This window comes from Stenotrophomonas sp. SORGH_AS_0321 (assembly GCF_031453215.1).
Lineage (GTDB): Bacteria > Pseudomonadota > Gammaproteobacteria > Xanthomonadales > Xanthomonadaceae > Stenotrophomonas > Stenotrophomonas chelatiphaga.
Genome location: NZ_JAVIZG010000001.1, coordinates 2,856,282 through 2,868,643, shown reverse-complemented (window position 1 = coordinate 2,868,643; position 12,362 = coordinate 2,856,282). Strand labels below are relative to the sequence as shown.

Here is a 12,362-nt window from a genome sequence, read left to right as displayed (position 1 = left end):
CGCTGGCTCAGTCTTCAGCGTCGCTTGCCCCGCCCGCCTCTGCGTGGCACGTGCGGGACCACGCCGTTCCCGGTACCAGCTGCCATCGATTGCCGTTGGACATGCCGATGTCGATGATCTGCGCGATATCCACGCAGGGGCTCATCGCCGCATCCAGCACCAGCAGCCAGCGTGTCCGTGGCGCAGCAGCGAGCCACTGGCCGGCGTCCTGCCATTGCAGGTCCCACGGACGGTTGAAGCCGAACTCGCGGACCGGTCGGTCCGCCTGCAGCAGGTTCTGTTCGCGCCAGGCCAGCAGGCCCAGTTCGGCCCGTGGCCCGATCCGTGCGCCTGCACGCTGCATCAGGGCCGAAGCGGAGGCGTAGGGGTCCATCGCGGGCAGCAGCACGACGCCGTACACGCACCACAGCAAGGCATGGGTCACCAGCACCAGCGCGGCGGCGTGGCGTTGCCGCAGCCATGCTGATATCCCCAGTACGGCGGTTCCCAGGACCAGCAGGCCTGCCCCCAGAACGGGCAACAGGCTGGTCGGCATCGCGCGTCGCTCGAGTTGCGCCACGGCCCATGGCGCGGCGTACACCAACAGGGCACCGACGGTGATCGCCAGCAGCCCCAAGGCGATGCTGTAGCCCACCAGGTAGCGGCGCACAGCGGTCCGGCGCAGCAGGCCGGGCAACAGCGGGGCACTGGCCAGCGCGAGCGCCGGCAGCATCGGCAGCAGGTAGACCTCGCGCTTGCCGGGGCTGAGGATGAAGAACAGCAGCACCAGCACGGCCCAGCCCAGCAGCAGCCAGAGGCGTGCATCGGTGCGACGCAGCCGCCGCCACCACGGCCGCAGCAGCCAGGGCACCAGCAGGCTGCCGGGCAGCCACAGCGTGAGCATCACCTGCAGGTAGTACCAGGCGGGTTGCACGTGATGCCAGGCATGGGCGTAACGGGTGGCCGTCTGCTTGAACAGGAGTTCATGCGCATAGGCCTGCAGGGCAGGGTCGGGCTGGCGCAGCAGGGCCCAACCCAGCGGCGCCAGCCAGACCGCAGTGCCGAGCAGGAAGGACGGCAGCAGCCAGGCCAGCGTGGAGGGGGCAGGGCCCGGCGCCACGTGGCCGCGCAGCCGCCGGTAACCGGACCGCCACGCCAACCACGGCAGCACGACCAGCAGGGGCAGGAAGCCGACCCCCTTGGTGACCGTGCCCACGCCGGCGGCGATGCCGGCCAGCCAGAGCGCCGGCAGGTTGCGGCGTTCGCACAGGTGCCGCAGCAGGCCCCACAACGACAGCGTGGTCATCGCCACCAGCACCATGTCGATCTGCGCGCGCTTGGCCATCAGGCCGAACTGCAGGCTGCAGAACAGGGCCGCCATGGCATGGGGCGCCACCCGCGGCGACCACAGCCGACGGGCCAGGTCGGCCACCAGCCACAGGCTGAGCAGGGCGGCCAGCAGGGACGGCAGCAGGAAGCTTCCCTTCCAGTCCAGCACCTGCTGCGTCGCTGCCTGCATCCACATGTACACGGGTGGCTTTTCGGCGTAGAACTCGCTGCCCCGGTGTGGCACCAGCCACTGGCCGGAGTCCAGCATGGCACGCGCGGCCAGCACGAAGCGGGGCTCGTCCGGCGGCTGCGGCAGGCGCATGCCGATGCCGGCCGCCAGCGCGATCACTACCAGCAGCCACAGCAGGGGCAGGCGCCAGCGCGCACGGGGGAAGGAAGGCGGGGACAAGGGGGGGGCGCATCCGGGCAAAGCCGGACTATCCATCCGGGCGCGTGGGAAATTCGTCGGAAGCGCGGGGGGGGGGGGCACGGGATTCCGACATCGGCGGCGCTACCATGCAGGGAACTACGGGATGGATACGCGCATGCGTCTGCTGGTGATCGAGGACAATCGGCAACTGGTCGCCAATCTGTTCGACTATTTCGAGTCGCGCGGGCACGTGTTGGACGTTGCGCCCGATGGAATCACCGGCCTGCACCTGGCCACCACGCAGCTCTACGATGCGCTGATCCTGGATTGGATGCTGCCGCGCATGGAGGGCCCGGAAGTCCTTCGTCGCCTGCGCGCCGAACATGCCTCGGAAGTGCCGGTGATCATGCTCACGGCCCGCGACGAACTGCCCGACAAGATCGCCGGTTTCCGCGCAGGCGCCGATGATTACCTGACCAAGCCCTTCGCATTGCCCGAACTGGAGGTGCGGCTGGATGCGCTGCTGCTGCGTGCGCAGGGACGCAACCCACGCAAGCGCCTGCAGGTGGCCGACCTTGTGCTGGACCTGTCCACGTTGGAAGCCCAGCGCGCAGGGCAGGTGCTGCACCTGTACCCGGCCTGCCGCAAGCTGCTGGAAGTGCTGATGCGCGCCAGTCCGGCTGCCGTTACCCGCCAGCAGCTGGAGTTCGCGTTGTGGGGTGATGAGCCGCCGGACGGCGACCTGCTGCGATCGCATGTGTACGAACTGCGCCGCAGCGTGGACGGACCGTTCGCGCGCAAGCTGGTGCATACCCTGCCGCGGGTCGGCTACCGCTTGGCCGTGCAGGAAGGAGAGATGATCGATGGCCGCTAGGCCGGCGCCGCTGTACCGGCGCGTACTGGGCTGGTTGCTGACCTATCTTGCGCTGATTTCGCTGGCGGTGTTCGGCGTGGGCAACAACGTGCATGAACATGCCGAGCACGCGGCGTGGCGCGCGCTGCTGAACTCCGAACTGGACAGCATCATCCTGCACAGCGAGCGCGACCCGCAGTATCGATGGCAGGATTCGGACACGCTGAGCCTGTACCGGCTGGACCAGGCCAGCACGCCGGAAACCCTGCGCGGCCTGCATCCCGGGCTGCATGACGGCATCCCGATCGGCGAACGCAAGGCGGCGGTGATGGTGCGGCAGACGGAAACCATGGGCCGGCTGGCACTCGCGCTGGATATTTCCGATTTCGAAGCGCTGGAACAGTTCGCCACGCGCTGGGTGCTGCTGGCCGGGCTGGTCATGGTGATCGTCACCGTGGTGATGGCGCGGCTGGGCATGCAGCGGGTGGTGCGCCCGCTGAGCCTGCTGGCAGGCGACATCGGCGCGCTGAAACCGGGGGCGCCGGGCCAGCGCATCAGCGTGGATCCGCGTGGCAGCGCCGAGCTGCATACCATCGCCAATTCACTCAACGACTACCTTGCGCGCAACGAGCAGTTCGTCGAGCGCGAACGGGTTTTCATCAGTACCGCCAGCCACGAACTGCGTACCCCGGTGGCGGTGATCACCGGCGCAGCGGAGCTGGCGCTGGAGCAACCGGGCCTGCCCGAGCGCGCACGCCAGCAGATGCAGCGCGTGCAGCGCACGGCAGAGGACGTGGAGGAGCTGATCGAACTGCTGCTGGTCCTGGCCCGTGATCCGGCGCGGCTGGCCGCGCGCGCCGAGCGCATCGCACTGGCCCCGTTGTTGCTGCAGATCATCGAAGACCATCGTCACCTGCTGGGGGACAAGGACCTGACCGTGGGCCTGCAGGCCGCGCCGGTGGATGTGATCGCGCCGCTGGCGGTGGTGCAGGCGGCGATCGGCAACCTGCTGCGCAACGCCATCGAGAACAGTGGACGTGGCAGCATCCAGCTGGAACTGACCTCGGCCGGCGTGCTGACCCTGCGTGACCCCGGACACGGCATGAGTCCGGAGGAGATCGCCGCCATCCACGCGCGCATGGCACGCGGGCTGCGCAACGAACACGCCGGCATCGGCCTGGAACTGGTGGCACGCCTGTGCGAGCACCTGGGGTGGACGCTGCATTTTGAACCGGTACAGCCGCGTGGCACCCTGGCTACCCTGGATGTCAGCGCCTCGCGCTCAGGTTGAAGGGCGCGGCACGTGCTGGTCGATCAGGATCACGTTGCCATCGGGATCGCTGAGCATCACGTGCGCCGGCCCGTTACCGTCGTGATCGGCGCGCGTGCTCAGGGGGACGCCGCTGGCATCCAGCCGGGCCTGCAGCTGGCGGATGTCGGTGAAGCCGGGCAGCGGCTTGGCCTGCTGGTCCCAGCCCGGGTTGAAGGTCAGCCAGTTGCCTTCGAACATTCCCTTGAACAGCCCGACCACGGTGTTGGCGTTGCGCAGCACCAGCCAGTCCTGGGCGGCATCGCCACCGGTCACGCTGAAGCCCAGCGCCTCATAGAACGCACGTGACGCATCCAGGTCTTTCACTGAAAGGCTGATGGAGAAAGCACCGAGTTCCATGGACGTGCTCCTGGCGGGTTTCCGGGGGATTTCCGGCGGATTCTGCGCAGCGGCGAAGGACCGGGCAAGCCGCGCTGCGGCATGCGGCCGGGCAGGGCCGATGGTAAGCTCGGCGGGTGCCGCCTCCTGCGGCATTTTTTTGGTTCTTCACCCAACTCCGGGGAAGGCCGCCCGGATCTTCAGGAAGAAATACGCGTCGTCTCGGTATCCGTAGGCGACGCGCTTGATGACCTTGATCTTGTTATTGATGCCTTCCACCAGGTTCGTCCCGAGCGGCCATCGGCAGTGGGCCAGGATGCCCGGGAGATATGGTTGCAGACGGCGGACAAAGATGCGCAGCGGCTCCAGCCCGCTTCGCAGGGCGCGATGCTTCCATGACCGCCAGGCCTTCTCCGCCCAGCTCTGGCTTCGGTAGCGCCACAGCTGCTTCAGGTCGTCTTTGAGCAGATACGTGGTCAGCAGGGCTTTGTTGGCGGCCAGCAGCTCCTCGAGTTGGACGCGCTGCTCGGCTGGGACGTTTTGCCTATTGCGCAGCAGGAGCCAGCGCGAGGTCTTCACCACCCGTCGCGCGGGCTTGTCGGTGCGTAGGCGATTGGCCTCGTCAACCCGCACCCGATCAATGACTTCGCGCCCGTACTTGGCCACGACATGGAAGAGGTCGTAGACCACCTCGGCGTTGGGGCATTGGGCTTTCACTTCCAGGTCGAATGCCGAATTCATGTCCATGGCGACCGCTTGGATGCGTTCGCAGCCGTCCCTTCCGAGTAACTCGAAGAAGGGGCGCACGTCAGCGCGACTGCGTCCTCGACCGACCCAAAGCACGCGCTTGCGTGATGGCTCGACCACCACGGTGGCGTAGCGATGGCCCTTCTGGATCGCAAACTCGTCCATCGCGATCACTCTTACGTCCGATAGGTCCACCGGCCCCAGCGTCTGCACCAGATGCCTGAAATCAAGTGCCTTGACCGTCTTCCAGTCCAAGCCATGCCACTTTGCGGTGGCATGGATCGAGGTCGTGGCACACATGCGTGCCACGCTCTGCGCAAGCCGTTGCGTTACCCGGGCATGCCGCTCCAACCAATCCAGATGCTCCAGCTTTGGCCCGCAGCGAGGACAGGCCAGTCGCTGTCGCTGGATCTCCAACTCGACCGGCGCATCGAACACAGGCAGGTCACGAACCCGCCGGAGCGTCTGGTCGTGGATGGCCACGACCCACTTGTCGCATCCGCTGCAGCGTCGGCGGCGGCGTGAATCGGGCACCAGCGAAAGCACCAGCCACGTGGCTGCGCCACGTGCCTCGCGGCGCCACCCATCCAGGCGATACCCCGCCCAGCCTCCCAGCAACGGCATACAATCCAGCTTGGCCACGGCCGGCCTCGGTTTGTTGTCTCGACAACTACAAATCTAGCTGGTCGGCCGTGCGCCTTCTCCCCTCAGATGGGAGAAGAACCATTTTTTTCGCCCGTCACTTTTCGATCGACAGAGGACTGCATGCCGACCGAACCCGCTACCGCCCTGATCTCCAGCGACATCGTCGGCCTGGGGCTCATCGCCGCCACCCTTGCGCTCATTTTCTGGGCGGCCAGTGGCCCCACGCCTTTGTTGAAGAAGATATTCGCCTGGGTTCCGGCGTTGCTGCTGTGTTACTTCATCCCGGCCATCTACAACACCGCCGGCCTGATCGATGGCCATGCCACCGCGCTGTACAACCCGGTGGCACGCGACGTGTTGCTGCCCGCAGCGCTGGTGCTGCTGACGCTGTCCATCGACCTCAAGGGCATCGTCAAGCTGGGCCCGAAGCTGCTGGTGGTGTTCTGCGCCGGTACCGCCGGGGTGATGCTCGGTGCGATCGTGTCCTTCCAGGTGATGAAGCTGATCCATCCTGAAACCGTGTCCGGTGATACCTGGGCGGGCATGGCCGCGCTGGCCGGCAGCTGGATCGGCGGCGGTGCCAACATGGTGGCGATGCGCGAAATCTTCGGCACCGATGCCACCACCTTCGGCCAGTTCGCGGTGGTCGACGTGGCCTGTGCCAGCCTGTGGATGGCGATCCTGCTGTTCCTGGCCAACCGCTCGCAGCAGATCGATGCCCGCAATGGCGCCGACACCCGTGCCATCGATGAGATGAAGGCGCGGATCAGCGCCTATGAGGCGCAGAACGCGCGCATTCCCAGCCTGACCGATCTGATGGTCATCGTGGGTGTGGCGCTGGGTGGGGTGGGGCTGGCGCATGCCATCGCCGCGCCGCTGGCGGCCTGGTTCAAGGCCAACGTCGGCTGGTCCAGCCAGTTCAGCCTGGACAGCCAGTTCGTCTGGGTGGTGTTGTTCTCCACCGCGCTGGGCCTGGCGTTGAGCTTCACCCGCGCGCGCCAGCTGGAATCGGCCGGTGCCTCGCGGCTGGGCACGGTGTTCCTGTACTTCCTGATCGCCTGCATCGGCATGCAGATGGACCTGCTGTCGCTGCTGGATCGTCCGTGGTTGTTCCTGCTCGGCCTGATCTGGATGGCAACCCACGTGCTGGTGCTGTGGATCGTGGCCAAGCTGATGCGCGCGCCGTTGTTCTTCTTCGGCGTCGGTTCAATGGGCAACATCGGTGCGGCAGCGTCGGCACCGGTGGTGGCTGCGGCCTTCCACCCGTCGCTGGCGCCGGTCGGCGTGCTGCTCGGAACGGTGGGCTATGCGACCGGAACCGGCCTTGCGTATGTCACCGGGCTGATCCTGAAGGCGATGGCCGGGGCATGAGCCGATAGCTGCGCCTGCCATTTCAGGGAGAGGCGCCGCCGGGATCAATGATTGCCGGCGGACCTCACTGCAATGCGCGACACCTTGCCATCCAGTCCATTGACGCGATGATGGCGGACCCTCAGGCGTGGCGTGTCGGCATCCTGCTCAAGTGTTTGGATGAACTCCGGGGACTCCCAAGGGATGTCCTGCAGGACATCTATGACGGTGTAGTCATCGGCCTGGTTTCCTTCGGGGCTGTCGTAAAGCGTGATTCGCTGTCCCTGCCGCGCGCCTCGAAACTGCAACGATCGGATTTCATCGTTCTCGCAGCCCATGCGCGGTTCCGCGACGAGGCTCCACGTCCGGTCAAAAGCGGTACTGAAACTGCACATCGGATTGCCTTGGGCATGGTTGTCGGCGAAGGCCAGGAGCCCGCCGTTGTTGAAGGTTTCTGCAAGCTCAAGCATGTCGCCGCGCTCGATGAAGTCAATTGCCAGATAGTTCGGCATTCGTTCCGCGGCAGGCAGGCAATGCGTGGACAGGCGATTCTGCACGATGTCCAGGCGGTTGTCCGTGCTGCTGTGGAGGCGCACCGGCACGCCATGGAAGTGGTTCATCACGAACAGGCGCGGCAAGTCGTAGGCGGACCCCCGCTTGTTCAACGGGACATGGTCCCAGCGTGGGCGGCAGCTGGGGTCGTGGGTGAAGATCGTGGCGCCCAGGCTCCAGTAGTTCTCGGCTGTGATGGCCTGATCGTGCATGAAGTAGGCGCGCGACGGCGGGTAGGTGCCGGACAGCTCCGCTCGCTGGCTGGTGATCAGAAGGCGCTGGTCCGCCGTGATGAGTTCGCGCAACGTGGGCCATGCGGTGCCGTGCATGGCCCACTGTGGATCGTCGGGATTGAAGGAGCGACGGAAAAGCTCGGGAAAATTCCGGGTAAAAGCCTGCATCGCCTGGCGTGTATTGTGGTCCTCCAGGTGCAGCGTCACCACGGCATCGGGATTGGTGTCCAGGAACGAGTCGACCAGGCGAAGATCGTCTTCCAGCGGCGCTTTACGTCCGTGAGAAGCACAATCGGCATGGCAGGTAACCAATCGTCCATCGCGCTCATAGATATCCAGCATCAATCCTCGGACCCCGCGTTGCAGCTGCCTGAAGATGTCGATCGATTGATTGGGGATCAGGCTGCCGTGGTTGGCCGCGTTATGTGCGGTTATCCATAGATACTGATCGAATGGTCGATCAATATCGAGCACGTCGGCTGGGCGTGGATTCTGGCCTGCCGCCGGAAGCGCTGCAGCCAGGAGTGCAGCGCAAAGCTGTTCTCGCACGTGTTTCATGATGAGCTCTCGCAGTGGGTTGGCGAGGACATTCCGCCACTCGCCGCCTTCGCTTTGAGATGGCCATCACGGATGCGCGCGGGACGGACATGGACACACTTCGTTTTCCGTCGTTACCTACACCGTAGCGGCCATGTGGCCGGCGCGGAACAACGTTGCCTGTCACTGCGAGGGCACCGACCGCGCAGATGACGTCAGTCCTGTCCCGTTGCCGGAAAGCGGGACGTGAAGCGCGCTGCTCATGGCGATTACGTCGCTGTTCAACGTTTTGCGCGATCAACTGTCTGGATAGTGCGCTCTAGGTCAGGAAAAGCCACCGAAGTCAGCCTTACTCTTCCTGCCGCGCAACCTGATGCTGACGCGAAGGCCGCGCGAACTCGCCGGAAAACGGCTTTTCCAACAGAAGGAGCAAAGTATGAAAATGAACGTCTGTGTCTTGGCGATCACCCTTGCGATTGCCAGCGTCTCAGCTGCCAGCCCGGCCGCAGCATCGCCGACAACACCGGATAGCGTGCCTGCGGTGCTAGCGTCCACGTCGGCTGAGGTGACTCACCTGCTACGTCAACCGGGGTTCATAGAAACAGCGATCTCGGCGATGCGCGACAAGGCGCTGACCACTGTTGCAGTGAGCGAGGTGCTCGCTACGTTCGACCCAGGCATGCGGGGGGCTGCCTCTGCGCAGTTGATTGACGCCGAACGTCGACTCCGCGAACTGAAGGGCCTTCCCGCCGTAGGTGCGCCCTTGATGCAGCTCAGGCTGGTAATGCCCGCGGATTCCAGCGTGGACGATGTTGATGCCCGCCGGGTCCGTGTTGCCGCAACGCCGATCGGAGACGACCGGCACTGGACCAAGGTGAGCGCCCGGGGCGCAGACGGTAGCGTAGTCGATGTCGATTCAGATACGTTGCCGCCGTTCCCTTTGCTGATGGTGGGAATCGATACGCGCGCGGCGTTACACGAAGGGCTGGCCGTGGTCAATGAAGGGCTGCGCGAAAAAGGGCTGCAGACGCTGGGTGGGCGGCGTGCAGGCGAGGCGCTCGAGCTGACCGTGCTGGACAAGATCCGCCTGAAAGTCGATCAGGAGCCCAACATCAAGGGCGCTGCCGAAATATTCGCCATCGAGTCGGGCATCCAGGTCGACGAAGCCAAGGCGGAGATGCGGACCTTCGAGATGCCTTGGCTGGATTACGACAAGACCGATTATTACCCGAACCAGGAACTCGTGGTGTGGAACAAATATCGATTCGGGCTCGCCAACATCCAGATGTTCGAGGAAGACGGCAATACCAATTACAAGACGATGCTGAGTGGCCTGCTTGCCGCGGTAACCGTCGCCATCGGGCCGTTCCAACCCACGGTGGCGCTGGTGGGGCGCATCGCGGATGAAGTGTTGAAAATCATGCCCGATGGGTGGTTCGTAGACGATCATGATTATGTCGAGAGCTTCTACCTCCTGAGGAAAGGGCAAACCTACGTCGACCACACCGGGGCAGCAGGCAATGCCACGGTATCGTTGAGCCCGCTTGTAATCGACTGAAGTTCCTCCTTGGAACATGAAAAAACGGCGGGGCCCAAGCCCCGCAGTTTTCGTCTGACTCAGCAGCAGCGTCCGCCGTTCCTGCCGCCGTAGCGCGCTTCCTGGCGCTCGCGGAAGAACGTCTTGTAGTCCATCGGCGTGCGGTCGGGATGGTTCTCCAGCACATGCCGGACGTAGTTGTCGTAGTCCGGGATGCCGCAGCACAGCCGCGCGGTCTGCACCAGGCGCCGCCAGATGCGGCGATGGGCCTGGTGCTGGCCGACCGGTACCAGTTCGGTACTCATCACAGGTCCGCCATCTGGTGCGGCAGCAGCTTCACGTACTCGGTTTCCTTGTCCGTGCGCTGCGGCGTGCGGCGTGCGGCGGCGATGGTCTTCAGTGCATAGAACAGGATCGAGAACACCACCAGCAGGAACAGCACGGTCAGCGTGGTGTTGACGTAGGCGTTGACCACGATCTGCTGCATCTGGCCGACGGTCTTGGCCGGTGCGGTGATGGTGCCGCTGGCGATGGCATCCTGGAACTTGTGGGCCTGGGCCAGGAAGCCCTGCGCCGGGTTGCTGTCGAAGATCTTGATCAGGCCGGCGTAGGTGGTGCAGATCAGCAGCCACACCGCAGGCACCGCGGTGACCCAGGCGTAGCGGTCACGCTTCATCTTGAACAGCACCACGGTGCCCAGCATCAGCGCGATACCGGCCAGCATCTGGTTGGAGATGCCGAACAGCGGCCACAGGGTCTGGATGCCACCGAACGGATCGACCACGCCGGAATACAGCAGGTAACCCCACAGCGCCACGCAGCCGGCGGTGGCGAGGATGTTGGCCGACCAGGACTCGGTCTTCTTCAACGCCGGGATGAAGTTGCCCAGCAGGTCCTGCAGCATGAAGCGACCGGCACGGGTACCGGCATCGACCGCGGTCAGGATGAACAGGGCTTCGAACAGGATGGCGAAGTGGTACCAGAACGCCATCATCGCATCGCCCGCACTGGGGATCGCTTCGTGCAGGATCATCGCGATGCCGACGGCCAGGGTCGGCGCGCCGCCTGCGCGGTGCAGGATGGTCGGCTCGCCGATGGCCACCGCGGTGGCTTCCAGCTGCTCTGGGGTGATGGTGAAGCCCCAGTTGGTGGTGATGTAGTGCGCCGCCGACACCGCGTCGGCGCCGATCACCGAGGCCGGGCTGTTCATGGCGAAGTAGATGCCGGGTTCGATGATCGAGGCCGCGACCAGCGCCATCACCGCGACGAAGGATTCCATCAGCATGCCGCCGTAGCCGATGTAGCGCGCGTGCGCTTCATTGGCCAGCAGCTTGGGCGTGGTGCCCGAGGCAATCAGCGCATGGAAGCCGGACACCGCGCCGCAGGCGATGGTGATGAACAGGAACGGGAACATCCCGCCCTTCCACACCGGGCCGTCGCCACTGGCGGCAAACTGGGTCAGCGCGGGCATCTTCAGTTCGGGCATGACGATCAGGATGCCGACGGCCAGCGCGATGATGGTGCCGATCTTGAGGAAGGTGGACAGGTAGTCACGCGGTGCCAGCAGCAGCCACACCGGCAGCACCGATGCCACGAATCCGTAGCCGATCAGCATCCAGGTGATCTGCTTGGCGGTGAAGGTGAAGGCCGGGCCCCAGACCGGATCGGCCGCGACGATGCCGCCGAACCAGATGGAACCCAGCAGCAGGATCAGGCCGACCACCGAGATCTCGCCGATCTTGCCGGGGCGGATGTAGCGCATGTACACGCCCATGAAGATCGCGATGGGCATCGTGGCGATCACCGTGAACATGCCCCACGGGCTTTCCGCCAGCGCCTTGACCACCACCATCGCCAACACGGCCAGGATGATGATCATGATCAGGAACGCACCGAACAGGGCGATGGTGCCTGGAACCGGCCCCATTTCCTCGCGCACCAGGTCGCCCAGCGAGCGGCCGTTGCGGCGGCTGGACAGCACCAGGATCATGAAGTCCTGCACCGCACCGGCCAGCACCACGCCGACCACCAGCCACAGCAGGCCGGGCAGGTAGCCCATCTGTGCGGCCAGCACCGGGCCGACCAGCGGGCCGGCACCGGCGATGGCGGCGAAATGGTGGCCGAACAGAACGTGCTTGTTGGTCGGGACGTAGTCCAGGCCATCGTTGTTGAGCACTGCCGGCGTAGCCCGCGTGGGGTCCAGCTGCAGCACCTTGCTGGCCACGAACAGGCCGTAGAAGCGGTAGGCGATCAGGTAGATGGAGACCGCGGCGACCACGATCCACAAGGCGTTGATGGGTTCACCGCGGCGCAGCGCCACGGTGCCCAGACAGAATGCGCCGAGCAGTGCGAGCAGTGCCCAGCCCAGCTTTGAGAAGCCTTTCATGAGGTGAACTCTCCCTTAAGAACATCACAAGGGTCCGCCTTGCCCCGTGTCGGGTCAATGCAGACAGGGTGTTTCCCAGCTAGTACTTTGGTCGTAACGCGGTCACGGCACCTCCCCGGCCGTGGCTGGCACCGCTGGAACAATGGGTTGCGGTGCGAGGGCTTGGCGCTGCCCGCGACAGCCGCCATCTTGCGGG

10 protein-coding genes are annotated in these 12,362 nt (G+C 65.1%); 4 read left to right on the top strand and 6 right to left on the bottom strand.

The genetic code is table 11. The features are described from left to right. Positions 1-7: 7 nt before the first annotated feature. Positions 8-1,630: a glycosyltransferase family 39 protein gene (locus QE373_RS12915; protein WP_309689796.1), complete on the bottom strand. Its 1,623-nt coding sequence runs from the start codon at positions 1,628-1,630 to the stop codon at positions 8-10. A gap of 223 nt (positions 1,631-1,853) precedes the next feature. On the opposite strand from QE373_RS12915, the gene QE373_RS12910 reads away from it, so the two are divergent. Continuing rightward, positions 1,854-2,552 (top strand): response regulator transcription factor, encoded by a 699-nt coding sequence (locus QE373_RS12910; RefSeq protein ID WP_309689793.1) that lies wholly within the window; start codon positions 1,854-1,856, stop codon positions 2,550-2,552. Next, positions 2,542-3,822 (top strand): HAMP domain-containing sensor histidine kinase, encoded by a 1,281-nt coding sequence (locus QE373_RS12905; RefSeq protein ID WP_309687162.1) that lies wholly within the window; start codon positions 2,542-2,544, stop codon positions 3,820-3,822. The genes QE373_RS12910 and QE373_RS12905 overlap by 11 nt, the downstream gene beginning before the upstream one ends. Here the strand turns inward: QE373_RS12905 and QE373_RS12900 are convergent. Next, positions 3,814-4,200 carry a VOC family protein gene (locus QE373_RS12900; RefSeq protein WP_309687159.1) on the bottom strand — a complete coding sequence of 129 codons (387 nt, stop codon included), beginning with the start codon at positions 4,198-4,200 and terminating at the stop codon, positions 3,814-3,816. The genes QE373_RS12905 and QE373_RS12900 overlap by 9 nt on opposite strands. A gap of 147 nt (positions 4,201-4,347) precedes the next feature. After that, the gene (locus QE373_RS12895) at positions 4,348-5,568 is read right to left on the bottom strand and encodes an ISL3 family transposase (protein ID WP_309683669.1); all 1,221 of its coding nucleotides are present in this window, start codon (positions 5,566-5,568) and stop codon (positions 4,348-4,350) included. Between the two features lie 123 nt (positions 5,569-5,691). Here QE373_RS12895 and QE373_RS12890 point away from each other — a divergent pair, with 123 nt between their 5' ends. Next, on the top strand, positions 5,692-6,942 hold the full coding sequence (locus QE373_RS12890; RefSeq protein ID WP_309687156.1) for a DUF819 family protein: 1,251 nt from the start codon (positions 5,692-5,694) through the stop codon (positions 6,940-6,942). A 44-nt stretch (positions 6,943-6,986) separates the two neighbouring features. Here the strand turns inward: QE373_RS12890 and QE373_RS12885 are convergent, their stop codons facing one another. Next, a complete protein-coding gene (locus QE373_RS12885) occupies positions 6,987-8,264 on the bottom strand; it encodes a phosphatidylinositol-specific phospholipase C domain-containing protein (protein ID WP_309687153.1) in 1,278 nt (425 codons plus the stop codon). Between the two features lie 415 nt (positions 8,265-8,679). Between QE373_RS12885 and QE373_RS12880 the strand changes: the two genes are divergently transcribed. Next, entirely contained in the window at positions 8,680-9,801 is a 1,122-nt protein-coding gene (locus tag QE373_RS12880; RefSeq protein ID WP_309687150.1) for a DUF3103 family protein, read from the top strand. 59 nt (positions 9,802-9,860) lie between these two features. Here QE373_RS12880 and QE373_RS12875 read toward each other — a convergent pair whose 3' ends face one another. Together QE373_RS12875 and QE373_RS12870 are read right to left on the bottom strand one after the other, a co-directional pair. Continuing rightward, positions 9,861-10,085: a CstA-like transporter-associated (seleno)protein gene (locus QE373_RS12875; RefSeq protein ID WP_057509146.1), complete on the bottom strand. Its 225-nt coding sequence runs from the start codon at positions 10,083-10,085 to the stop codon at positions 9,861-9,863. Then, a complete protein-coding gene (locus QE373_RS12870; protein WP_057509147.1) occupies positions 10,085-12,166 on the bottom strand; it encodes a carbon starvation CstA family protein in 2,082 nt (693 codons plus the stop codon). The genes QE373_RS12875 and QE373_RS12870 overlap by 1 nt, the downstream gene beginning before the upstream one ends. Positions 12,167-12,362: the final 196 nt, after the last annotated feature.